Raw genomic sequence first — 24,659 nt, 5'->3', positions numbered from 1 at the left:
CGGGCTTCCAATATAGAATTGGTCTTGTGCGATACCCTCAAGGTATGAAAGGAGTCGATATGGAACTGCGTCACTTGCGCTATTTCCAGGTGCTGGGCGAGACCCTCAATTTCACCCGGGCTGCCGAACGCCTGCACATCGCCCAGCCGCCCTTGAGCCGGCAAATCCAGCAGCTGGAGGATGAACTGGGGGTGCTGCTGCTGGAGCGTAGCCGACCGTTGCGCCTGACCGAAGCCGGGCGGTTTTTCTATGAGCACGCCAATGTGCTGCTCGAACAGTTGGGCACGGTTTGCGACAACACACGGCGTATCGGCCTGGGCGAAAAGACGTGGCTGGGCATCGGCTTTGCACCCTCGACCTTGTACGGCGTGCTGCCGGAACTGATTCGCAGGCTGCGCAATCACGAGGCCCTGGAGCTGGAGTTGGGCTTGTCGGAGATGACTACGCTGCAACAGGTCGAAGCGCTCAAGGCCGGGCGCATCGATGTGGGTTTCGGGCGCATTCGCATCGACGACCCGGCCATCGTCCAGCGCGTATTGGTGGAGGATCGCCTGGTGGCCGTGCTGCCCAGCGGCCACCCCTTGCTGGGTGCCCCTGCCACCCTCGCCCAGCTGGCCGCCGAGCCCTTTGTGCTCTACCCCGGTAACCCACGCCCCAGTTATGCCGACCATGTGATCGCGCTGTTCGACGCCCACGGTTTGAGCCTGAAGGTGGCGCAGTGGACCAACGAGTTGCAGACCGCCATCGGCCTGGTAGGCGCCGGTATGGGTGTGACGCTGGTACCGGCGTCGGTGCAGGTGCTGCATCGGGCGGATATTGGCTATACGCCGGTGGTGGAGGCGACTGCGACCTCGCCGATCATTCTGAGCCGACGGGTGAATGACCAGTCGCCGGGGCTGACTCATTGCCTGCAACTGGTGGAAGAGTTGATCTGAGATTCCATATTTACTGAAAATCCAATGTGGGAGGGGGCTTGTTCCCGATAGCTGTGGTTCAGTCAACTTTTCCAGTGCCTGACACACCGCTATCGGGAGCAAGCCCCCTCCCACATTTTGATCTTCATCAGGTTCAAGTAATGCGCAGGCGCTTGCGTTGCAATGTCTGACTGGGCGACTCATCGAACAGCTTGCGGTACTCCGCCGAAAACCTGCCCAAGTGGGTAAACCCCCAACCCAACGCAATTTCAGAGATGGTACGCACCGAGCCCTGTTCAAGAATCTCCTGACGCACCGCCCCCAACCGATACTTCTTCAGATACGCCATGGGCGACAAGGCGAAGTACTTGCGAAACGCATCGAACAGCTTGAACCGCGACACCCCGGCAGCCGCTTCCAGGTCTTCCAGGTGCAGCGCTTCACGGGCGTTGTCGTGGATGTACTGGCGCGCACGAATCAGGTAGTGCGGCAGTTTTACCCCCAACACCTCGCGCAATTCTTCAGAATAGTTATTCGGCTGGGCCAGGATCAGCCCTTTGATCAGCGAGCTTTCCAGGTCCCGGGTAAATGCTGCCTGCTCGTACAACTCGCTGCTGCATTCCAGTTCGGCGATGAAGTATCGCGCCATGCGCCACCACGAAGCCGGGGCGCCGTCCACGGCATCCATCACCGGTTCAAAGCGCAGCGGCGCATCAATGGGCCGTTGCAGCAAACCTTCCAGCGACTCGCTCATCGCCGCACGGGTGATCACCACCTGCAACTTGCGACAGTCACCGGAAATCGCCAGCACCTGGTGCTCGTTGGGTGAAATGATCACGCCCTGGTCGCGGTTGGAACTCAGGCGTTCACCGTTCTTGCTCAGCTCCTGTTCGCCCACCAATGGCAGGCTCAGGCTATAGCTGCTGAAATGCTCGGCGTCTTCGATGTCGATGGTCACGTCGGTGCCGTACTCAATCACACCCAGGGTGGTGGCGCGGGACTTGAACACATTGGCGCTGTGGTGAAACCGCAGGCGCTCGGGGGTGGCCGTCGCCAGGCGATGGGGCCCACAGATACCGGACATCCAGCTGCGGGCGCCTTCGAGGTCAAAGCGTTGAATATGAATATCGCGTGTCTGGCTACTCATCGGGCTGCACCCACGGCGGTTAGGCGTTTGCGCGCTCTGGCGGCGCGTCGTTGAACATCGACAGCAAGTTCCAAGCCACGTCGGCGCCGTTGCAACCACGTGGATAGCAACCGTCGACTATGTGGATAAATCCGGGTTTTCTGCGACCGTCACCTGCAATGACAGTAGCCCATTGCGTCACCGCGCCGCACCGTGTTGGGTATTTGCTGCCCAACTTTGCGGCCCATCTTCCCCCATTAAGCGGATAGCCCACCGCCCTTTTGCAGCGCCTTAATGGCTCACCCGTTTTAGCCATTATCAAAAGGTGCCTCCCATGAGTGGTGCAAGAACCGTCGAGCAGTGGAAAACCTTTATCGAAAGCTGCCTGGACTTTCGCCCGGCAGATGAAGTGTTCCGCATCGCCCGCGACATGTTCACCGAACCCGAGTTGTTCGACCTGGAGATGGAACTGATCTTCGAGAAAAACTGGATCTATGCCTGTCACGAAAGCGAACTGGCCAATAACCACGACTTCGTGACGATGCGCGCCGGGCGCCAGCCGATGATCATCACCCGCGACGGCGAAGGCCGGCTCAACGCGCTGATCAATGCCTGCCAGCATCGCGGCACCACCCTCACTCGCGTGGGCAAGGGCAACCAGTCCACCTTCACCTGCCCGTTCCACGCCTGGTGCTACAAAAGTGATGGCCGGCTGGTCAAGGTCAAGGCGCCGGGGGAATATCCGGAAGGGTTTGATAAAGCCACCCGCGGCCTGAAAAAGGCGCGCATCGAAAGCTACAAAGACTTTGTGTTTATCAGCCTCGACGTAAACGGCACCAACAGCCTGGAAGATTTCCTCGGCGACGCCAAAGTGTTCTTCGACATGATGGTCGCGCAATCGGCGACCGGTGAACTGGAAGTACTGCCGGGCAAGTCGGCCTATACCTATGACGGCAACTGGAAGCTGCAAAACGAAAACGGGCTGGACGGTTATCACGTCAGCACCGTGCACTACAACTACGTGGCCACGGTGCAGCATCGCCAGCAGGTCAATACCGAGAACGGCGCAGGCGCAAGCACAACGCTGGACTACAGCAAGCTCGGCGCCGGCGACGCGAATACCGATGACGGCTGGTTCGCCTTCAATAACGGCCACAGTGTGTTGTTCAGCGACATGCCCAACCCCAGCGTGCGTTCCGGCTACGCCACCATCATGCCGCGCCTGGTGGCCGAACATGGCCAGCAAAAGGCCGAATGGATGATGCACCGTCTGCGCAACCTGAACATCTACCCCAGCCTGTTCTTTCTCGACCAGATCAGTTCGCAGCTGCGCATCATCCGCCCAGTGGCCTGGAACAAGACCGAGATAATCAGCCAATGCCTGGGGGTCAAGGGTGAATCCGACGCGGATCGCGAAAACCGCATTCGCCAGTTCGAAGATTTCTTCAACGTCTCGGGCATGGGCACGCCGGACGACCTGGTGGAGTTTCGCGAAGCCCAGCGCGGTTTCCAGGGCCGCCTGGAACGCTGGAGCGATATATCACGGGGCAGCCACCGCTGGGAGACCGGACCCACTCCCAACAGTGAAGCCATCGGCATTCAACCGGCCATGACCGGCACTGAATTCACCCACGAAGGCTTGTACGTCAACCAGCACCGCAATTGGCAACAGTTTCTGCTCAAGGGTTTGGACCAGCGGGCCCTGAGCCTGCGGGAGGTGAAGTGATGAATGCGCAGTTGCAGTACCGGGTCGAGCAGTTTTTTTACCGTAAATCCGAACTGTGCGACGCCCAGGACTGGGACGCCTACGTGCAGTTGTTCGACCCCCAGAGCGAATTCCATTTGCCGCAATGGGACTCGGAACACGTCTACACCAAAGACCCCAAACGTGAGATGTCGTTGATCTACTACGCCAACCGTTCGGGCCTGGAAGACCGCGTGTTCCGCCTGCGCACCGGCAAGGCTGCCTCGGCCACGCCAATGCCGCGCACTCTGCACCTGATCAATAACCTGCGCATTTCAGAGCAGGCTGACGGCACGTTGGAGGTGCGCTTGAACTGGCACACGTTGTTCTATCGCCTGGCCACGTCCGAGCAGTTCTACGGGCATGCCACGTACCACCTGAAGCCTGCGGGCGACAGCTGGCTGATCATGCGCAAGCACGCCTTGCTGCTCAACGACACCATCAACTCGGTGCTGGATTTCTATCACCTATAGGCACCGGGAGTTTTTCCAATGAATCACAAAGTGGCCTTCAGCTTTGCCGATGGCAAGACCTTGTTCTTCCCGGTGGGCGCCAATGAAATCCTGTTGGATGCAGCCCTGCGCAACGGTATCAAGATCCCGCTCGATTGCCGCGAAGGCGTGTGCGGCACTTGCCAGGGGCGTTGCGAATCCGGCGAGTACACCCAGGACTATGTCGACGAAGAAGCGCTCTCCAGCCTCGACCTGCAGCAACGCAAGATGCTCAGTTGCCAGACTCGGGTGCAGTCCGACGCCACCTTCTACTTCGACTTCGATTCAAGCCTGTGCAATGCATCCGGGCCAGTGCAGGTACGCGGTACGGTGAGCGACGTGCAGCAGGTCTCCACCAGTACGGCGATCTTGCAGGTGCAACTGGACCAGCCACTGGATTTCCTGCCCGGCCAGTACGCTCGTGTCGCGGTGCCCGGCACCGACAGTTGGCGCTCCTACTCCTTCGCCAATCGGCCGGGTAACCAACTGCAGTTCCTGGTGCGCCTGCTGCCGGATGGGGTGATGAGCAACTACCTGCGCGAACGCTGCCAGGTAGGCGACGCGATACTGCTGGAGGCGCCATTGGGGGCGTTCTACCTCCGGCATGTCATCCGGCCGCTGGTGCTGGTGGCGGGCGGTACCGGGTTGTCGGCGTTGCTGGGTATGCTCGATGAACTGGCGGCCAACGGCTGCTCGCAACCGGTGCACCTCTACTACGGCGTGCGCGGTGCCGAGGATTTATGCGAAGCGGCGCGTATCCAGGACTACGCGAGGACAATCCCGGGCTTTCGCTACACCGAAGTACTCAGCGATGCTTCATCCGAATGGCCCGGCAAGCGCGGCTACCTCACCGAACATTTTGACCTGGCCGAATTGCGGGACAGATCGGCGGATATGTACGTGTGCGGCCCCCCTCCAATGGTCGAATCCATTCAACAATGGCTGGTGGATCAGGCACTTGATGGCGTTCAGCTGTATTACGAAAAGTTTACGCAGAGTAATATCTGACCCTCAGCAGTTCTGAGGGGCCGATGCGGCGTGCAATCACCCTTGAGAAAAACAAGTAGAAGGGAATGTTAATGGCGGATGACATGGTTAACCCGGTGGGCCTCAAGCGTGGCCTGAAGAACCGGCACATTCAGCTGATCGCCTTGGGAGGCGCGATTGGTACAGGCTTGTTCCTCGGCTCGGCCGGGGTACTCAAGTCGGCGGGGCCGTCGATGATCCTGGGCTATGCGGTGGCCGGCTTTATCGCGTTCCTGATCATGCGCCAGCTCGGCGAGATGATCGTCGAAGAGCCGGTGGCAGGCTCCTTCAGCCACTTCGCGCACAAATACTGGGGCGGCTACGCGGGTTTTCTGGCGGGTTGGAACTACTGGGTGCTCTACGTGCTGGTGGGCATGGCCGAGTTGACGGCGGTGGGCAAGTACATCCAGTTCTGGTGGCCGGAGATTCCAACCTGGGTCAGCGCGTTGGTGTTCTTTGTTGCGGTGAACCTGATCAACACCCTGAACGTGAAGTTCTTCGGTGAAGCCGAGTTCTGGTTTGCGATCATCAAGGTGGTGGCGATTGTCGGCATGATCGTGCTCGGCTGCTACCTGCTGTTCAGCGGCACTGGCGGCCCGCAAGCGTCGGTCAGCAACCTGTGGAGCCACGGCGGGTTCTTCCCCAATGGCGGCATGGGGCTGCTGATGTCCATGGCCTTTATCATGTTTTCGTTCGGCGGCCTGGAACTGGTCGGCATCACCGCCGCCGAAGCCAGCGAACCGCGCAAGGTCATCCCCAAAGCGATCAACCAGGTGGTGTACCGCATCCTGATTTTCTACGTCGGCGCACTGACCGTGCTGTTGTCGCTGTACCCGTGGGATCAATTGCTGCAAACCCTCGGCGCGTCGGGCGATGCCTACAGCGGCAGCCCGTTTGTGCAGATCTTCTCGCTGATCGGCAACGACACCGCCGCCCACATCCTCAACTTCGTGGTGCTGACCGCGGCGTTGTCGGTGTACAACAGCGGCGTGTACTGCAACAGCCGCATGTTGTTCGGCCTGGCCGAGCAGGGTGACGCGCCCAAGGCGCTGATGAAGCTCAACAAACAAGGCGTGCCGCTGCGGGCCCTGGCGATTTCGGCGTTAGTGACGATGCTGTGCGTGGTGGTCAACTACGTCGCGCCGCACAGTGCGCTGGAGTTGCTGTTCGCGCTGGTGGTTGCTTCGTTGATGATCAACTGGGCGCTGATCAGCCTGACCCACATCAAGTTCCGCAAGGCCATGGGCGAGCAAGGCGTGACACCGTCGTTCAAGACCTTCTGGTTCCCGTTCAGCAACTACCTGTGCCTGGCGTTCATGGTGATGATCATTGGCGTGATGCTGGCGATTCCGGGGATTCGCGAGTCGGTGTATGCGATGCCGGTGTGGGTGGGAATTATCTACATCGCCTATCGGTTTCGGATCAGAAACGGGAAAGTTGCAGTAACCCAGTAACCTCTGTGGGAGGGGGCTTGCTCCCTCCCACATTTTTAGCTGCATTCCAAATGAAAAGCCCCGGAGATCCGGGGCTTTTTTGTTTAGAGCGTGGAACGTACTCGCCAGAGTTCAGGGAACAGCACCGTGTCGAGCATCTTGCGCAAATACCCCACGCCCTCTGTGCCGCCGGTACCCGGCTGGAAGCCGATGATGCGCTCCACCGTGGTGACATGCCGGAAGCGCCATTGGCGGAACGAATCTTCCAGGTCGATAAACTTCTCGGCCAACTGATACAGGTCCCAGTACCGATTCGGGTCGCGATACACCTCGCGCCACGCCGCCTCCACGGAGTCGTCATGCACTGTGGCCGCCGTCGGGTCGCGTTCGGCGCGCTGCGGGTCAATCGCCAGTCCGGCCTTGACCATCAGGTTGACCGCTTCGTCATACAGCGACGGCGTGGCAATTGCCACCTGCAATTGCTGCAGCAAATCCGGGCGATGAGCATGGGGCCGCAGCAGCGCCCGGCTTTTGTTGCCCAGGATGAATTCGATCTCACGGTACTGGAACGACTGAAACCCCGACGACTGCCCCAGGAACGGGCGAATCGCCTTGTACTCCGACGGCGTCATGGTCGCCAGCACGGCCCAGGCGTGTACCAGTTGATCGAAGATCCGCGACACCCGCGCCAGCATCTTGAACGCTGGTGGCAGCTCACCCAGGCGCACATGTTCGCGGGCAGCCTTGAGTTCGTGAAGCATCAGCTTCATCCACAGCTCCGAGGTCTGGTGCTGGATGATGAAGAGCATTTCGTTGTGGTCTGGAGAAAGCGGGTGCTGGGCGCTGAGGACTTTGCCCAGGTCCAGGTAATCGCCATAGCTCATGGACTCGGAAAAATTCAGTTCGGCGTTATGCCATTCTTCCGGCGGTTGGTAATCAGCTGAGAAAGGACATTGGCTCATCGCGTGGGCTCCTTGAGCGGGCGGAGAATGGCGCGGACCGGGCTGGCATCGAGATGGGCAAAACGTAGCGGCAGCGCGATCAGTTCATAGTCGCCCTCCGGCACTTCATCGAGCACGATGCCTTCGAGGATCGCCATGCCATGGCGCGCCACGGCGTTGTGGGAATCCATGGTCTTGGATTGTTGCGGGTCCAGGGACGGCGTATCGATACCGATCAGGCGCACACCCAGGCCGGCGAGCAGCTCAATGGTTTGCGGGGCGATGGCAGTGAAATTCGAATCCCATTCAGTCAATGGCGCTTGTGGATAAGTACGCAAGAGCACGCGCTCCGGCAGGTTATCCACACGCCCTTGCAACTGATGCGGCTGCACCAACGCGCCGCTGCCCAGGCAATGCAATACCCGGCACGGGCCCATGTACACATCCAGCGAAACCTCGCCAATCGGCGCGCCATCGGCGCTGTAATGCAGCGGTGCATCCACATGGGCACCGGTGTGCGGCGACAGGGTTACGCGGCCCACATTTACCGGACACTCCGGGCCGAACTGCCACACGCGCTCTTCCTGGAACAGCGTATCGCCCGGCCAGGTCGGGGTCGCCGTGCTCAAGGGCGGGCTGATATCCCACCACGTTTTTATTGGGTTCATTGCAAGGCTCTCACTGGGTACTGGGGTGAATGATACGAGGGCCAGCTCTGAATTTTCTTGCGAATTCTGGCGTGAGATGGGAAATGTTTCGCAGTTACTGCGATAAAAGGACAAATTACCGAACAATTACACAGCCCCCTCCCACATTAACTGCGCTTCTGGGCATACCGATGTCGAGTCCAGACCACCAGCCCTGGCCGCGACGCTATAGGGTTCGACTCTTGTTCCCTTACCTCGGAGTCATCATGTCCAAGCCCATCACCGTACTGCGCGACACCCACCCACTGCCGGTCCTGGATGCCTGCAAATGGGAAAAGCTTGAAGGCGACCCGCACACCGTCAACCTCAACGCCTATACCAGCGAAGACGGCAGCAAGATCATGGGCACCTGGATCTGCACGCCGGGCAAGTGGTACGTGGAGTACGTGAAGTGGGAATACTGCCATTTCCAGGAAGGCTACTGCGTGATCACACCTGAAGGCATGGCGCCGATCCATTTGCGCGCTGGGGATATCTTCGTGGTGGAGCCAGGCATGAAAGGTACCTGGGAAGTAGTGGAGACCGTGCGCAAGTACTTCGTTTTTGCTTGATCAGCAAGAACCTGTGGCGAGGGAGCTTGCTCCCGCTGGGGCGCGTAGCGGCCCCAAAAGATGGAACTGCTGCGCAGTCCAGCGGGAGCAAGCTCCCTCGCCACAGTTTATTTGAGCTTGCGATAACTGTTGATGATCGCCGAGAAGTCCTTGCCCCCTTCCCCACGCTGGCTCATCGACTGATACAACTGCTGGGCCACCGCGCCAAGAATCACCGGTTGGTGTACCTGCCGTGCGGCCTCAGTAGCCAGGCCCAAGTCCTTGAGCATCAGGTCGGCGCCGAAGCCACCGGTATAGCCACGCGATGACGGAGCAGTTTCAATCACACCCGGCCACGGGTTGTAGGTATCGGAACTCCAGCAGCGCCCGGTGGAGCTGTTGATGATGCCGGCCAGCACTTGCGTATCAATGCCGAGCGCATCGCCCAGGGCCATGGCCTCACTGACGCCGACCATGCTGATACCCAGCAGCAGGTTGTTACAGATCTTGGCGATTTGCCCGGTGCCGACATCGCCGCAGTGCACGATGTTGCGGCCCATCTGCGCCAGCACCGGTTGCAGGGTAGCGAATAATTCCGGGTTGGCGCCGACCATAAAGGTCAGCGTCCCGGCCTGGGCACCGCCGGTGCCACCGGAGACCGGTGCATCGGCCACTGCCACGCCTTGTTTCGCTGCCGCTGCCGCTACATCACGGATGGTTTGCGGATCGATGGTGCTGCAATCCACCGCTGGGACACCTTTGCCGATGCCCGCGAGCACACCGTCGTCATTGAGCCATACGCTGCGCACGTGAGCAGCGGCCGGCAGCATGGTAATCACCAGTTCTGCGCCCTGGGCCGCATCACGCGGTGAGCTGCTGATGGTGCCGCCCAGTTCGGCGAGTTCCTTGAGTACCGCCTGGTTCAGGTCGAACAGGTTAAGCGCGTGCCCAGCCTTGATCAGGTTGCGGGCCATGGGCGCGCCCATGTTGCCCAGGCCGATAAATGCAATCTTCATGGTCGTCTCCCAGGTTCAGCGCAGGTTGATGGTGGTGTTGACGCCATCGTTGACCGTGTCGTCATCGAACCAGCGGCTGGTGACGGTTTTGGTCTGGGTGTAGAACTGCACCACTTGCTTGCCGTACGGGCCCAGGTCGCCGAGCTTGGAACCGCGCGAGCCGGTGAAGCTGAAGAACGGCACTGGCACCGGAATCGGAATGTTGATGCCGACCTGGCCCACATCGATTTCGCTCTGGAATTTACGCGCCGCCGCACCACTTTGGGTGAACAGGCCCGTGCCATTGCCGAACGGGTTGGCGTTAACCAGGGCGATGGCTTGGTCGAGGGTGTCGACTTCCAGCACTACCAGCACCGGGCCGAAGATTTCCTCGGTGTAGATGCGCATGTCGGTGGTCACGCCCGAGAACAGAGTCGGGCCGACAAAGTTACCTTGTTCGAAGCCTGGCACCTTGATATCGCGGCCATCCAGCTCCAGCTTGGCGCCTTCTTTCACGCCGCTTTCGATCAGTTCAAGGATGCGTGCCTTGGCGCGCTTGGAGATCACCGGGCCGACATCCGTGCCGGCTTCGCTGCCAGCATTGACCTTGAGCTTTTGTGCCAGAGCCTTGAGAACCGGCAGCCACTGCTTGGACGCGCCCACCAGCACCACCACCGAGGTGGCCATGCAACGCTGGCCCGCCGCGCCGAAACCGGCGCCGACCAGGGCATTGAGGGTGTGTTCACGGTTGGCATCCGGCAGCACCACGGCGTGGTTCTTGGCGCCCATCATCGACTGCACGCGCTTGCCGTGTTTGCCGGCCAGGTCGTAGACATGGGTGCCGACGGCGGTGGAACCGACGAAGGACACGGCCTTGATATCTTTGTGAGTACAGAGCGCATCCACCACGTCCTTACCGCCATGCACCACGTTGAGCACACCGGCCGGCACACCGGCTTCCAGCGCCAGCTCCACCAGCAGCATGGTCGACAACGGGTCTTGCTCGGAAGGCTTGAGGACGAAGGTATTACCGCAGGCAATCGCCATCGGGAACATCCACAGCGGAATCATCGCCGGGAAGTTGAACGGAGTGATGCCGGCGCACACGCCGATAGGTTGGCGCAGGGTGTAGGTGTCCACGCCACCGGCCACGTTTTCGGCGAATTCGCCCATTTGCAGGGTGCCGATGGAACAGGCGTGTTCGACCACTTCCAGACCACGGAAAATATCGCCCTCGGCATCGGCAATGGTCTTGCCCTGCTCGGCGCTGAGGACCACGGCGATACGCTTGGAGTGTTCACGGATCAGGGCTTGCAGCTTGAGCATGATGCGCATCCGCGCACCGATCGGCGTCAGCTTCCAGGTCTGAAAGGCGCGATGGGCGGCGTCGATGGCAGCGTTGACTTCATCGGCAGTGGCAAACGGGACTTTGGCCAGCACTTGTTGGGTGGCCGGGTTGACGATGTCTTGCCACTCGGTGGTCTTGGATTCGACCCACTCGCCGTTGATCAGCAACTTGACCTGTTGCACGGAAATATCGGCAGATGCGTTCATGTGGTCTCCAGAATCTTGTAGTTATGCAGAGAACCAAGGCGTTGAATCGCCTTGAAGAATGAGGCGTTCGGACTGTTTTTGGAGTATAGATGTGCAAACTTCTAATAAGAACGCACATAAAAGCCGGTCCAATATGCAAAAAAACATCACCTCTCTAGGCGCCCTGAACTGGGATGACCTGAAGTTTTTCCTCGAAGTGGCGCGCACCCGCAAGGCCAGCGTGGCCGCCAAGCGCCTGGCGGTGGACTACACCACCGTGTCGCGGCGCATCAGTTCACTGGAAGTGTCGCTCGGTACGTTGCTGTTCGAAAAATCCCGGACCAACGGCTTCGTGCTCACCACCGAGGGCCAGCGTTTGCTCGGCTACGCGGAGTCCATCGAAAGCACCCTGCACATGGCCTGCGAACAAGTCTCCGGCTCCGGCGTGGCGCTGTCCGGCCATGTGCGCATGGGCTGCACCGAAGGATTCGGTAGCTTCTTCGTCACCCCGCAGTTGAGCCATTTCGTCGACACTTATCCCGCGATCTCGGTAGACATCCTGCCCCTGCCCCACTTCATCAGCCTGTCCAAGCGCGAAGCCGACATCGTCATCGCCCTGGAGCGCCCGGAACACGGGCCGTATGTGTGCTGTAAACTGTGCGACTACAAACTGCAGCTGTACGCCACCCAGGACTACCTCGACCAACACCCGCCAATCCGCAAACCTGCGGATTTGGCCGAGCATCCGTTTATCAGCTACGTGGATGACCTGGCCTTCAGCTCGGAGCTGCTGTACCTGGCCAACGTGGTGCCCGGCGCCAGCGCCAGCCTGCGCAGTACCAGCGTGATCGCGCAGTACGTGGCGGCGCAGCAGGGCCGGTCGATGGCGATATTGCCGTGTTTTCTGGCGGCGCAGGATCCGCGCTTGTTGCCGGTGCTGGGAGAGCAGATTGCGATTACGCGGCAGTTCTGGATGTATTGCCGGGAGGATTTGAGGAAGTTGAAACGGATTACGTTGTTGTGGGATTACATCAGGGAGGTGACTGAGCAGAATCAAGGGTTGTTGATGGGGCAGACGCGGGAGATGCGGTTTGCAGGCTGAATGTGGGAGCTGGCTTGCCTGCGATAGCGGTGTATCAGCAAAAGCTATATCTACCGATCAACCGCCATCGCAGGCAAGCCAGCTCCCACATATTGAATGCATTTCAGCTGGGGGAAGGTGAACCCGCTTAGTCTGCGATCACAACAATCGACACCCGGCGATTCTCGGTGCGGCCTGCTGTGGTCGTATTCGGCGCCACCGGCTCGCTGCTGCCCAAACCGCGCAGTTGGATGTTTTCTTCTTTCATACCCACGCGGGTCAGCACCTTGCCCACGCTCTTGGCGCGGCGCAGGGACAGCGCCACGTTGTAGGGTTCTTTGCCCGAGGCGTCGGTGTGGCCGTCGACACGTACGCGCTCGATGCCCGCGCCTACCAGGGCCTGGCCGATGCGTTCGACGATGTCGGTGCTGGGTTTATTGAGGGTTTCGACGTCGCTGCCAAACAGGACCTTGCCGGACAGGCCGAAGGCCCAGCCCTCGTCGGTCAGCTCGAAGCCTTGCTGCTTGAGTACGGCGACTTGCGCCGGGGTGAGCCCCTTGGGCGGGGGCGTCTGGCAGCCGCTGAGGGCCAGGAAGGCAACGAGTAAGGAAATAAATAAAACGCGTGTGTTAGCGAACAAGGGAATCAACTCCTGTGTTGAACGTTGACGACGGGATGCTCCGACTCCGCCGTTTGCTGGCCGCCTGAAGACAGGCGTTTGGCCTGGTACATCGCCGCATCGGCGGCGTTGAGCAAGGTGCCGGGAGTGGCGCCATGATCGGGATAAATGGCAATGCCGATACTGAGGGAGGTCAACACCTGGGTACCCCCTGGCAGCGAAATCGGCACGTCCATGCTGGCAATGATTTTATCGGCGATGCGATGGGCGTCTTCGGCCTTGTGCAGCGGCGCCAGCAATACCGCAAATTCATCGCCGCCCAGGCGTGCCACCAGGTCATCCTCGCGCAGTTGCGCACGCACGCGATCGGCAACAGCCACCAACACGGCATCGCCAGCAGCGTGACCGAAGCTGTCGTTGATGTCTTTGAAGCGGTCGCTGTCGAGAAACAGCACCGCCACCCGCTCGTTGACCTTGGCGGCACTACGCAAGGCGCGAATAAGCCGGCCTTCGAAGAACGCGCGGTTGGGCAGGCCAGTGAGGCTGTCATGGCTGGCCTGGTGGGCCAGGGTTTCGTTTTCGCTTTGCAGGTGGCTCTGCCAGGCCTCCATCTCGCCGAGCAAAGCGTTGAAGTCGCTGCCCAGGCTGTCGAGTTCGGCGATCTGCGCCGAGGGTACGCGTCGGTCGAAGTCTCGCTCGCTACGGGCGGCGTGGGCAACAGCCGCCAGGCGCTGCAGTGGCACGGTGATACCATTTAACAGACGCCGCGACAGATGCAACGCCACCCAGGCGCTGAGGGCGGTGCAGATCAGAATCCCGACCAGGCCGCTGAGCAAAAAGCGCAACAGGCTGCCACCGTGGCCGACCAGATGGATGCTACCGACAGTTTGCCCCTGGCGCAGGATCGGCTGGCTGATGGGCTGTTCGAGCAGGGCGTGCGCTATTTGCAACTCGACCCGTGACAACATGCCGGTTTCCGGGCGAACCCAGCGCGCCAGCAGCTTGCCGTTGATATCGAATACTTCTGCCTGGGCCACTTCTTCGGTGGAGGCGATCAGGCTCAGGGCTTCGGTGGCCGCCGCGCTGTCGTTGAACACTACAGCCGCTTCCACGGTGTAGTTGATGGAGCGGGCGATCAGGTGCAGGTTGTGCTCGGCGTAAACCCGCAGGGCAAGTACGCCGAGCAGGGTCAGGGACACACTGGCCAGGGTGACCGCCACCAGCGCCAGAATCATATGCCCGCGGGCAATCACCGAGCGCAGGGTCGGCCGCACTTTATCGCGGCTCATGAGCCAGGCGCTCGACGGCGAGACAACTGCAACACACTGGGATGGATACGCACGCCGCTGCGGGCGACGGAATCCAGGTTGACCTCGAACGACACCTGCTCATCGCTGACGCGCAGGCAGAACAGGCTGCCCACCGTGCACTGGTCGCCCCCTTCGCTAATGCTGAGTACAGGGTGGCCAATCAATGAGGTAAACAGGCGGTTGCGTTCGTCGGGGGTGATTTTGCCGATGTAGACGGCATCGCAGGCATTGACGATATCCGGATGATCGACCAGCAGGCGCCGTACCAGCACTGGACGACCGGTGGCCTGGGTGGTGCCTTTGACCAGGTCATCGGTGTACTGAGTCGGCCCCACAACACACAGCCGCAATTGCGCAGGCTCCACCGGCCATCGCGCATAACTGAGAATGCCCAGGACGACCTGGGTGACCGCCTGGGCGCGCTGCTCGGCGAGGCTCGGCGTCTGCGCCCAGACGCGCGGTGCGAGCAGGCACAGAACCGCCACCAGCAACATCCGTCTCCAGCTCAAACTGCGCTCTGTGGGCGAGACAGCCACGTTCATGCAGCACTTCTCTCAGGTATTTTCCAGGGTGATGCCGCAACGATAGCACAGCGGCGGGAAACCCCATGCCGCACGGCTGACACGAGGCCTACTATTTTTTCAGAAAAATCAGACATCTGAATCAGAAATATTTCATGACCTATCAGTCAGTTTTTCAGGCACGGCGTCCAACTCCAGCATCAACCCGCTCAAACGCTTGACCTTGCGCCGTACCGCCTCCTCAAACACCCCACCGCGGGGCTCGATCAAGCTGAACCAGCGCTTGGCGCGGGTAATACCGGTATAGATCAACTCTTTGGTCAGCACCGGGTTCAAAGCGTCCGGAAGGATCAGCGCCGTATGGGTGAACTCCGAGCCCTGGGATTTGTGCACGGTCATCGCATACACGGTTTCAACATCATTCAAGCGGCTGGGCAGCACAAAACGTACGCCACCCTGGCCATCGTTACGTGGGAAGGCCACCCGCAGCACGTGGGAGCCGCCCTCGGTTTCGGGCAATTTCAGCGCGATACCGATGTCGCCGTTCATCAGGCCCAGGCCGTAGTCGTTACGGGTCATCAGTACCGGACGACCTTCGTACCACTGCTCGTCGCCTTCGATCAGGCGTACTTTGCGCAGGGCCGCGGTGATGCGCTGATTCAACCCTTCAACGCCCCAAGGGCCTTTGCGCACCGCGCAGAGCAGTTGGAACGCATCGAAGGCTTGCAGCAACTGTTGCGCCCAATGCGTCCAGGCCGCGTCATCACGTGGCGTATCCAAGGGTGGACGTGCCGATTGCAGCAGATTCAGGTAGTAGCGATAGCCTTGGGCGCCGTCGCCCTGGCCGTCCAGCACCAGGCGCTCAAGGGCATAGTCATGCTCGCCCTTGAGGCTGACGCAAAACAGGTCGTCATGACGACCTGCGGCCAACAGCTGACGTGCCTGTTCGGCATTTTGCTGGTTGACCCAGCGCGCCAGCTGGCCGATGCCGCTGCCTTCGCCGAAACGACGTGAATAGCGCAGCATCACCACCTGCTGGGCCAGGGGATGGCTACCGTCGAGGTCTTCTTGCAGGCCGCTGGCACTGAGGTCTTCGCCGCTGACGGCTTGCAGCCATTGCCGAGTGTGCGGGCTGTACCAGCCGTCTTCGGCATCGCGGCACAAATCACCGAGTACCGCACCCGCTTCCACCGACGCCAATTGGTCCTTGTCGCCCAGCAATACCAGACGCGCATGGGATGGCAAGGCGTCGAGCAGGTTGGCCATCATTTCCAGGTCGATCATCGAGGCTTCATCCACCACCAGCACGTCCAACGGCAATGGATTACCGAGGTGATGCCGGAAGTGGCGAGTACCGGGACGACTGCCCAGCAGGCGGTGAACCGTGGTGACCTGCGTCGGGATTTTTTCCCGCACGCTGTCGGGCACTGTCAGCGACAGCACTTGCTGGCTGATGGATTCGGTCAGGCGCGCAGCGGCTTTACCGGTGGGCGCGGCCAGGCGAATGCGCAACGGGCTGCCGGACTCCACGGCGGGCGCCTGCAGCAACGCAAGCAGGCGCACTACGGTGGTGGTCTTGCCGGTGCCGGGGCCGCCGGTGACGATACTGAATGCGCCGCGGGTAGCCAGCGCACAGGCAAGTTTTTGCCAATCAATCACCCCATCCGGCGCCGGTTGGTCGAACAGGCGGTTGAGGCGTTGTGGCAAATCGGCAGCTGCGGGCTCCACGCTCGCGAGGCGCAGGCGCAGGGCGCGATCGATACGTCGCTCGTAGGTCCAGTAGCGGCGCAGGTACAGGCGTTTGCCGGACAACACCAATGGCCGGCTCTGGGCCACGTCGCTGCCATCGACCGCCAGCGCGACCAGTGGGCTGCCCGCCAGGGCATGGCACCAATGGGCACCGTCCAGGCCGTGCAGCAACTGCGACGGCAGCAGCATGGCGCCGGTGTGCAGGTCGCCTTCGGGCGGCAAAGACAGGGCGAAGTCCGGCGTCTTGAGGGTTTCGAACAGGTCCAGGCAGACGTGGCCATGGCCCAGTTGATGGCTGGTCAACGCGGCCGCCAGCAGCACCAAGGGATCGGCCTGGGCATCAAGCTCGTGCAGGAAGCCGACGAAGGCTTTGTCCAGGGCCCGCAACCAGCCACGCTCGACCCAACGCTCAAGCAACTGCACCAGGTCAGTGGCGTGACTCAGCGGTGCCAGCTCCTCCAGCGGTAACGGCGACAGGCTCATAGCAACACTCCTTGTTCCCAGACGGGCTCGACCTTGGGCGCAATTGGCTTGCCCTGGAACAACAGGTCCAGGCTTTCGATCAGCTCACGGGGCGGCCGGGTGAAATACGCCCCCTGGCTCACCGACTGGGTGCCACGCAGGAACAGGTACAAGGCGCCGCCGACGTGCTGGTCGTAGTCATAATCGGGCAGGCGTGCCTTGAGCTGGCGATGCAGGGCCAGCAGGTAAAGTACGTATTGCAGGTCGTACCGATGCTCAAGGATCGACTGCTCCATGGCTTGCTGGGTGTAGGCCGAATCGTCGGGGCCGAGCCAGTTGGATTTGTAGTCCGCCACGTAGTAGCGCCCCTCGTGTTCGAACGTCAGGTCGATAAACCCCTTGAACATGCCGTTGAGCAGCACCGGCTCCGCGGCCACACGGGAAACGCCGCCGTGGGTGTGCCGGCACACCAGCTTGTCGAGGGCGAGCACATCGACTGTGTGACTGGCGAACCAGAACTCCATTTCAATCTGGTACTGCTCAAGACCGCTGAGGGTCACGTGGTCGTTGTACAGCGGAAACGGCGTTTGCAACAGATGCCCCAGCCAGCCGCTGAGGGTGACGATCCAGCCTTCCCAATTGCGGCGGTTACAGCGTGCGCCCACGGCCTTTTCAATGGCCTCGGGCGTCACGTTGAAACCCTCTTCACCGGCCCACTCCAACAAGCCGTGGAGGAAGGTGCCTGGATTAGGCCCGCGTGGGAAACGGTGAATATCACCGCCGGACGCCACCACTTCCCGTGGTGCATCGGGGTCGAGGCGTTCGTCATCGAACAGCTTCTGGGCCTGCGGGCTTTCCGGCGCTTCGAGGCTGGCGGCGCTCATGCTGTCGCCAATGCGCAAGGCACTGTAGGAGGCAATCCACCAGTTTTCCGCAGCCTTGCGTTTGGGCAGCAACGGCGCAAGCAACGTCGCTTCATTGCGCGGCGGGTGAAACAGGATGTCCTGGATATCCGGCACAAGGCCATAACGGATGGCCGGGCAACCTTCCTGTAAATCCAGCAACCAGCGCGCCAGGCCGGTGGACTCGCCCAACGACGTCCCGCCCCCCAGCAAATACCCCAATGCCGACAGGTGCAAGACCGAGCTGCTGTTATTGCCGCGCTTGAGGTCGGCAATGCCCAGCCAGCACGCGTGTTTGGCGCGGGTCAAGGCCACGTAGAACAAACGCAGGTCTTCGGCCAGGCGCTCGTCATCGGCTTGGGCGATCAGCTCGGCCGTTGGCCGCAGGCTCACTTGGGACTTGCCGTGTTCATCGTGGTAATGCAGCGGCAAGCGACTGCCATCCACCGGTTTGGCTGAGCAGATGAAGGGCAAGAACACCAGGTCGTATTCCAGGCCCTTGGATTTGTGGATGGTCACCACCTTGACCAGTTGCTCATCGCTTTCCAGACGCAGGATCTGTTCTTCACCGGCCTGGCCCGACAGTGCCAGGTGTTCGGCCAAGTGGCGGATCAACGCCTGTTCACCATCGAGTTCCGACGCGGCTTGTTGCAGCAACTCACTGAGGTGCAACAGGTTGGTCAGCACGCGCTCGCCATCACTGCGGGCGATAAGGGTTTGAGGCAGCTTGAAGTCGTGGAGCAGGCGACGCAGCATCGGCAGCACGCCTTGGGTGCGCCAGATTGCGCGGTAGCCACGGAACTGCATCACGCGCGATTCCCACGCCAATTCGTCCTGGTTCAGACGCTCCAGTTCCGCCAGGGACAGGTTCAAGGTGACGCAGGCCAGGGCGGCGCGCAGCGGGCGCTCGACATCCGGCTCGGCGCAGGCCTTGAGCCAGGCCAGCAGGTCGTGAGCTTCCTGGGCGGCGAAAACCGAGTCCTTATCCGACAGGTACACACTGCGCACGCCACGGCTGGCCAACTCAGCGCGCACGGCCTGGGCTTCCTTGCCGTCGCGTACGAGGATGGCGATGTCTGACGGCAATACGCCCTTGAGGCTGCCCTCTTTTACAAAACCTGCTGTGCCTTGCTGCCCACCATTGAGCAACGCGACGATCTGTGTGGCGCAGGCCGCAGCCAAGTGCTGACGGTAAACCGCGGTGGAAATCGGCTGGTCGGTAGGCAGGTGCCACAGGTTCATGGCCGGCAACGGTTGGCCGTCAACCTGCAGGTGCTCGCTGCGGCCCTGGGACAGCACCGGGTGAAACGGCACCGGGTTCTCGCCGTTGGGCTCGCGGAACAGGAACGCACCACGGCCGGTTTCCGCACGCTGGAACACGTGGTTCACCGCTTCGACCATCGCATGGCTGGAGCGGAAGTTGGTGCCCAGGGTGTGATGGCGGCCGGTGGTGGACTGCCGGGCGCGCAGGTAGGTGTAGATGTCGGCACCGCGAAAGGCGTAGATCGCCTGCTTCGGGTCGCCGATCAAGAACAGGCCACTGTCCAGGTGGTTTTCGTCGATGCGGTAGATGCTGTCGAAGATGCTGTATTGCACCGGGTCGGTGTCTTGAAATTCATCAATCAGCGCCACCGGGAATTGCTCACGGATCACACTGGCCAGGCGCTCGCCACCGTCTGCCTGAAGGGCCGCGTTGAGGCGGATCAGCATGTCGTCGAAGCCCATTTCAGCGCGGCGACGTTTCTCTTCTTCGAAGCGTTTACCCACCCAGCCAGCCGCATGTTGCAATACCGCGGCGTCGGGCGTTGGCAATGCATCGAGGCTGGCTTTGAGGCCGGCCATCGCCTCGATCCCCGGGTGCTGCGGCGGTTCGCCCTTCCAGGCTTCGGCCATGCCCTCGGGCGTCAGGCGCGTGAAGCCGGTACCGATGTCCAATTGCTCCAGGGTTTCATCGGCGGCCCAGGCACTGATCTTTTCGAACCAGGGTTCGAAGTAGCGCGCTTGCATCTTGCGCCCATCGACCGTTTTGGCGGCGACGGCTTGCAGGCAGATATCGCGCAGCTCGGCCGCCCATTGTTGCCAGGGTGCCTTGAGGGTCGTCAGCGCGGCGCGACGCTCTTGCAAACAAGCGTTGATCAGTTCGGCCGGCTCGCGACTTTCGTCGGTGGGCCGCTCGCTGCCGAACAGCGCACGCACCCTTGGCATCAGCGCCGCGGGGCCGCCCCAATTGTTGCGCACCCAGTTGAGCGCATCGTCGTGCATCGGGTAGCAGAACAATCGCCAGTAATCGCGCAGCACTTCGCCCAGCAGGTCGCTATGGTCAGTTTCCAGGGTCTGGGTGAACAGGCTGCCACTGTCGAACGCATGTTCACGCAACATGCGCTGGCACCAGCTGTGGATCGTCGAGACCGCGGCTTCATCCATCCATTGCGCGGCGATGTCCAGGCGGTTGGCGCAGGCCGGCCATTGCTGTGGGGCGTATTGCTCGCGCAGGTCGGCGATCAACGCATCGGGCTGTTCGATTTCGTCGCGAAAGAAGCGCGCAGCTTCGGCCAGGCGGATGCGGATGCGTTCACGCAGCTCCTTGGTGGCCGCATCGGTGAACGTGACGACGAGAATTTGCGGCGGCAGCAGTTCGCGGCCGAAGCCGGACTCATCACCACCATGGCCGAGCACCAGGCGCAGGTATAACGCGGAGATGGTGAAGGTCTTGCCAGTGCCGGCACTGGCTTCAATCAACTGGCTGCCTTTAAGCGGGAATGCCAGGGCCAAGGGTTTGCCGATCATGCGCTGGCCTCCGCGCTGGAAAGCGATCGCCATGGTGCGTTGATGAGCGGGCGATACAGGGTTTCGCACCAGCCTTCGAATTCCTCACTGGCGACCAACGCCGCGTAGTCGGGAAATTGCCGCGTGAGAGCAGGCGTTTCGCGGCGTTCGCCGTCAGTGGTGATGCCATCGCCTTCGTAAGCTTTGCTGGCCGCGGCTTGGGCCTTGGCGGGGTCAGTTTGGCCGAGCCAGGCGAAAGCGGTTTTTACTGCAACGGGCAGCGGTGTGCTCATACCGGTGTGCCAAGCCAGCAGCAGGTTGCCGAGGATTTCCTGGGCAGTAGGTTTATCCAACGGCTCGAGCAGCAAGGTGTCGTCACTTGCTACCAGGCCGGTACTCAATGGCAGGCCACAGGCGCAGGCCACCACATGGTTGACCCAAGGGCGGATCAAGCGATGCCACTTGCGTGTCTTGATCGAGCCAATGCTATTGGGGATGGTGGTAACGCTTAACAGGCCGCCATCACTGCGGCGATGCAAGCCGCTGATCCAGCCTTCCAACTGAATGCCTCGATACTCAAAACTGATAGGTTCAGCGCCGGTATGTGGGGTCGGCCACAGCGCCAGAAGCTGTTGATAGCGCTGCACCAGGTCAGGCAACGGCTCGATCAACTCCTTACGCAGGCACTCACCGAAACCGACCATCGGCAACAGGCCACTGCCCTGCAAACGCAGGGCTTGGGCGTTGAGGGCCTGGTCGAGGTGATCGGGGTGGGTCAGTGCAGCATTTAGCAGACTGTCGCTGAGGCTATAGCGCTGCAGTGCGTCGAGGACGAAGGGTTCTTCGTCAGCCAGAGGCACTTCTGCGGCTTCGAAGAATACTTTCAGACGCTGGCTGAAGAAATGTTTGACTGGGTTGCGCAAGAAGTCCTGCAACTGACCGAGGCTCAGGGGTTCTTCCTGTTGATGCTGCAGCAATACATTCGCTGGGGGCATGACATCCCGCGCTTCATGCAGCAATTGCCATTCGCGGGCGTAGCTGAACAGTGGATCGCCTTCATGGAAGTAGCGGGCGCTGAAGGGTTGGAGCGGGTGTTCCTGGGTCATTGCGTCGATCAGCGGCTTATCGCTGCCGGCGTGCTGCCAGCCGCTGGCGAGGTGGTCGCGCAACTGGCCGATCAATACCGAGGCAGGGCGATCGCTGTTATCGCGGATGCTGCGGCCAACCCAACTGATATAGAGCTGGTCGCGGGCCGAGAGCAGCGCTTCGAGCAGTAAATAGCGGTCGTCTTCGCGGCGCGAACGGTCACCGGGACGGTAGTCGCTGCCCATCAGGTCGAAGTCCAGCGGCGGTTGTGCTCGTGGGTAGTCGCCGTCGTTCATGCCGAGCAGGCAGACCAGCTTGAACGGGATCGCACGCATGGGCATCAGGGTACAAAAATTGACAGCTCCGGCGAGAAAGCGCTGGGACAAGCGACCCTGATCCAATCCGGCCAGCCATGCCTCACGGACGACCGTAAGCGGTAACTCGTCCTGCAAGCCAACGGATTCGCAGGTTTCCAGCCAGGTCTCTCTCAGTTGCTCAAGCTGGCCCAAGAGGTAGTCATCGTGCTCGCTGCTGGGCAGGAAGAACAGCTGCATCAAGCGTTGCAATCGCTCGCCCCACACCCTGGGAGCAGCCGGTTGTGATAACGCCTGATGGGCATCATTCAAGGCATCGAGCAGGGCGACCAGCGGGCCGATCAATGCCGCATCGAGGCCGCCGATTTCGTCGTAGGGCTCAATACCTTCACAGGCCATGCCAGTGCCGACTGCATAGCCCAGCAACATACGGCGCAGGCCGAATCGCCAGCTGTTTTGTTCCAGATCTGTGGGTAGACCCAAACCGACACGTTGTTCGGCGTTCAGCCCCCAGCGGATACCGGCGCCTTCGATCCAGCGATGCAGGGTGGGCAGGTCGCGCTCTTTGATAGCAAAACGCTCACGCAGGGCGGGAACATCGAGCAGGTCGAGGATTTCACTGACGGGGAAACGACTGTCGGGAAGCTTGAGCAGATGTTCGACGGCGATCAGTAGCGGGTCGCGGCCGCGTTGGCCTTGGTCTGTCAGGGTAAAGGGGATGAAGCGTGGGTCATTTCGCTCAAGCTGGCCGAAGACCGCGCGGATGTGCGGCGCGTAGCTGTCGACGTCGGGAACCATGACGATGATGTCCCGAGGGCGCAACGTTGGATCGGCGCTGAAGCGTTGGAGCAATTGGTCGTGGAGGATTTCCACTTCGCGCTGGGCGCTGTGGGCGATGTGGAACCGGATGGACGTATCATGCTCCAGATCAACAGCGGGCCACAGTTCGCGGGTTTCATTCAGCGGGCGCAGTTCGAGGATATCGTCCTGGAGCTGGTTGAGCAGCGTGGTGGGTTCGCTGTCACTGAACAGATCGATGCGCCCATCGCGAAATGCGGCGCGGTAGCTGTTGGGGTCATCGTAGCTGTCCAACAAACTGATGTAATCACGGCCCTGCTTGCCCCAGGCTGCCAGTAGCGGATGGGCGTGCTGGTGCAAGGTTTGGGGATCGATAGTGACCGGCATACCGGCTTTGCGCGCCTGGCGCTTGTATTCATTACGCAGTAAATCCTTGTCGGCGACGATGTCGGACCAATGATGGCGGCAAGGGTTATGTACACAGAGCAGGACCTGGCTGAAACGGGCCAGGCCAGCGAGGGCTTCCAGTGCTTGGGCCGGCAGTGATGAAATGCCGAATACAATCACCCGGGAAGGCAAGCCGGGGGGCGCTTGCTCAAGGCTGTTGATGCGCTCGATGAAGCGCTGGTGAACGCCTGCTCGGCTTTCAGCCATGCCCTCCTCTCCTACATCCAGCAGCAGCGCACGCCATAACTCGGCTTGCCAGCAGTTGGCAGGGTTGAGGGGCTTGGATTCGCCTCGACCATTGCGCAGTTGGTGCCGACCTGCGGCCCAGTCTTCCAGCCAATCAGCGCGGTAGACCTGGTATTGGTCGAACAAATCGGCCAGGCGCTCGGCAAGTTGGTAGCGTTTACGCAGGTCGGTGTCTTGAGTCAGGAAGCGCTGTAGGGGCTCAAAATGCGGCTGGCCAATCAGTTCGGGTAACAGGCGCATAAGACGCCAGGTCAGCGGGGCTTTATCGAGCAGGGACTTGGGTGGAATTTCATCACGGCCCAGGACCATGCGGTAGAGCTGCCACATAAAGCTGCCAGGCAGTTGCACGTCGATTGCTGCGGCAATGCCGCAGCCGCCCATATCATCTTCTTGCGGATCTTCAGCCAAGGCCAGCTTGAGCCATTGGGCGATGCCGTTGCTTTGTACCAACGCGATTTCGTTTTCCAAAGGCGCCAGTGGATAACGGCGCATCCAGCTGACCACCAGGCTGCGCAGTTCGTCCAGGCGGTTGCCGTGAACCACCATGAATCCAGGGCTGAGGGACGTCGCGTCCGGCATAACGGCTTCCTTGGGAAAAGCAAAATCGAGGGGTGGACTTTAGCACTGTGGTGCATGGGGCGGACACAGCCTGACAGCCGTGCGCGGATAGAGTGGACACTTTTCGACCGCCCAAAACAAAACCCCTGTTTGCGTTAGCAAACAGGGGTTCTGGAATTTAATCTTGACGATGACCTACTCTCACATGGGGAAACCCCACACTACCATCGGCGATGCATCGTTTCACTGCTGAGTTCGGGATGGGATCAGGTGGTTCCAATGCTCTATTGTCGTCAAGAAATTCTGTGTACCAGACCGTTGAGTTGGCAACGTGCCGGTGAAATTCATGAGCTTCTACAT

18 protein-coding genes and 1 rRNA gene are annotated in these 24,659 nt (G+C 60.8%); 7 read left to right on the top strand and 12 right to left on the bottom strand.

The window, feature by feature from the left end:
* Positions 1–59: 59 nt before the first annotated feature.
* Positions 60–935, top strand: coding sequence for a LysR family transcriptional regulator (locus E4P01_RS24050; protein WP_148852684.1), 876 nt, complete (start codon positions 60–62; stop codon positions 933–935).
* Positions 936–1,068: 133 nt separating this feature from the next.
* Here the strand turns inward: E4P01_RS24050 and E4P01_RS24045 are convergent, their stop codons facing one another.
* Complete coding sequence (locus tag E4P01_RS24045) at positions 1,069–2,061, bottom strand: AraC family transcriptional regulator (RefSeq protein WP_078822298.1); 993 nt, start codon at positions 2,059–2,061, stop codon at positions 1,069–1,071.
* Positions 2,062–2,374: 313 nt separating this feature from the next.
* Here E4P01_RS24045 and antA point away from each other — a divergent pair, with 313 nt between their 5' ends.
* The 4 genes from antA (at position 2,375) to E4P01_RS24025 (ending at position 6,755) form a co-directional block, all read left to right on the top strand.
* A complete protein-coding gene (antA, locus tag E4P01_RS24040; protein ID WP_216092099.1) occupies positions 2,375–3,766 on the top strand; it encodes an anthranilate 1,2-dioxygenase large subunit in 1,392 nt (463 codons plus the stop codon).
* Positions 3,766–4,257 carry an anthranilate 1,2-dioxygenase small subunit gene (gene antB / locus E4P01_RS24035; protein WP_005791362.1) on the top strand — a complete coding sequence of 164 codons (492 nt, stop codon included), beginning with the start codon at positions 3,766–3,768 and terminating at the stop codon, positions 4,255–4,257. Before antA ends, antB begins: the two co-directional genes overlap by 1 nt.
* 18 nt (positions 4,258–4,275) lie before the next feature.
* Positions 4,276–5,283, top strand: a complete 1,008-nt coding sequence (gene antC, locus E4P01_RS24030) for an anthranilate 1,2-dioxygenase electron transfer component AntC (RefSeq protein WP_078822299.1) — start codon at positions 4,276–4,278, stop codon at positions 5,281–5,283.
* A 71-nt stretch (positions 5,284–5,354) separates the two neighbouring features.
* Positions 5,355–6,755, top strand: coding sequence for an amino acid permease (locus E4P01_RS24025; RefSeq protein ID WP_005791366.1), 1,401 nt, complete (start codon positions 5,355–5,357; stop codon positions 6,753–6,755).
* A gap of 83 nt (positions 6,756–6,838) precedes the next feature.
* Here the strand turns inward: E4P01_RS24025 and kynA are convergent, their stop codons facing one another.
* Positions 6,839–7,696, bottom strand: a complete 858-nt coding sequence (kynA, locus tag E4P01_RS24020) for a tryptophan 2,3-dioxygenase (RefSeq protein WP_216092100.1) — start codon at positions 7,694–7,696, stop codon at positions 6,839–6,841.
* Positions 7,693–8,343 (bottom strand): arylformamidase, encoded by a 651-nt coding sequence (gene kynB / locus E4P01_RS24015; protein ID WP_216092101.1) that lies wholly within the window; start codon positions 8,341–8,343, stop codon positions 7,693–7,695. Before kynB ends, kynA begins: the two co-directional genes overlap by 4 nt.
* 245 nt (positions 8,344–8,588) lie before the next feature.
* Here kynB and E4P01_RS24010 point away from each other — a divergent pair, with 245 nt between their 5' ends.
* Entirely contained in the window at positions 8,589–8,933 is a 345-nt protein-coding gene (locus E4P01_RS24010) for a cupin domain-containing protein (protein ID WP_003194115.1), read from the top strand.
* Positions 8,934–9,040: 107 nt separating this feature from the next.
* Here the strand turns inward: E4P01_RS24010 and mmsB are convergent, their stop codons facing one another.
* Together mmsB and E4P01_RS24000 are read right to left on the bottom strand one after the other, a co-directional pair.
* The gene (gene mmsB, locus E4P01_RS24005) at positions 9,041–9,928 is read right to left on the bottom strand and encodes a 3-hydroxyisobutyrate dehydrogenase (protein ID WP_078822301.1); all 888 of its coding nucleotides are present in this window, start codon (positions 9,926–9,928) and stop codon (positions 9,041–9,043) included.
* Between the two features lie 15 nt (positions 9,929–9,943).
* Positions 9,944–11,461, bottom strand: a complete 1,518-nt coding sequence (locus E4P01_RS24000) for a CoA-acylating methylmalonate-semialdehyde dehydrogenase (RefSeq protein ID WP_216092102.1) — start codon at positions 11,459–11,461, stop codon at positions 9,944–9,946.
* Positions 11,462–11,594: 133 nt separating this feature from the next.
* Between E4P01_RS24000 and E4P01_RS23995 the strand changes: the two genes are divergently transcribed.
* Positions 11,595–12,542: a LysR family transcriptional regulator gene (locus tag E4P01_RS23995; RefSeq protein ID WP_032879480.1), complete on the top strand. Its 948-nt coding sequence runs from the start codon at positions 11,595–11,597 to the stop codon at positions 12,540–12,542.
* Between the two features lie 127 nt (positions 12,543–12,669).
* On the opposite strand, the gene E4P01_RS23990 is transcribed toward E4P01_RS23995, so the two are convergent.
* The 7 genes from E4P01_RS23990 to rrf all read right to left on the bottom strand — a co-directional run bounded on the left by E4P01_RS23990 (position 12,670) and on the right by rrf (position 24,597).
* Entirely contained in the window at positions 12,670–13,161 is a 492-nt protein-coding gene (locus tag E4P01_RS23990; RefSeq protein WP_078822303.1) for an OmpA family protein, read from the bottom strand.
* A 5-nt stretch (positions 13,162–13,166) separates the two neighbouring features.
* Complete coding sequence (locus E4P01_RS23985; protein ID WP_216092103.1) at positions 13,167–14,429, bottom strand: diguanylate cyclase; 1,263 nt, start codon at positions 14,427–14,429, stop codon at positions 13,167–13,169.
* The gene (locus tag E4P01_RS23980) at positions 14,426–14,992 is read right to left on the bottom strand and encodes a YfiR family protein (RefSeq protein ID WP_032879475.1); all 567 of its coding nucleotides are present in this window, start codon (positions 14,990–14,992) and stop codon (positions 14,426–14,428) included. Before E4P01_RS23980 ends, E4P01_RS23985 begins: the two co-directional genes overlap by 4 nt.
* A gap of 132 nt (positions 14,993–15,124) precedes the next feature.
* Complete coding sequence (recD, locus tag E4P01_RS23975; protein ID WP_216092104.1) at positions 15,125–17,203, bottom strand: exodeoxyribonuclease V subunit alpha; 2,079 nt, start codon at positions 17,201–17,203, stop codon at positions 15,125–15,127.
* Entirely contained in the window at positions 17,200–20,871 is a 3,672-nt protein-coding gene (recB, locus tag E4P01_RS23970; protein ID WP_216092105.1) for an exodeoxyribonuclease V subunit beta, read from the bottom strand. The genes recD and recB overlap by 4 nt, the downstream gene beginning before the upstream one ends.
* Positions 20,868–24,320, bottom strand: a complete 3,453-nt coding sequence (recC, locus tag E4P01_RS23965; protein WP_078822306.1) for an exodeoxyribonuclease V subunit gamma — start codon at positions 24,318–24,320, stop codon at positions 20,868–20,870. Before recC ends, recB begins: the two co-directional genes overlap by 4 nt.
* A 161-nt stretch (positions 24,321–24,481) precedes the next feature.
* Positions 24,482–24,597 (bottom strand): 5S ribosomal RNA (gene rrf, locus E4P01_RS23960).
* Between the last annotated feature and the right edge of the window lie 62 nt (positions 24,598–24,659).

The sequence above is a fragment of the Pseudomonas sp. NCIMB 10586 genome (genome assembly GCF_023127895.1).
Taxonomy (GTDB): Bacteria; Pseudomonadota; Gammaproteobacteria; order Pseudomonadales; family Pseudomonadaceae; genus Aquipseudomonas; species Aquipseudomonas synxantha_A.
Note: the sequence above shows the minus strand (reverse complement) of the source record. Positions and strands in the feature narration are given on the sequence as shown.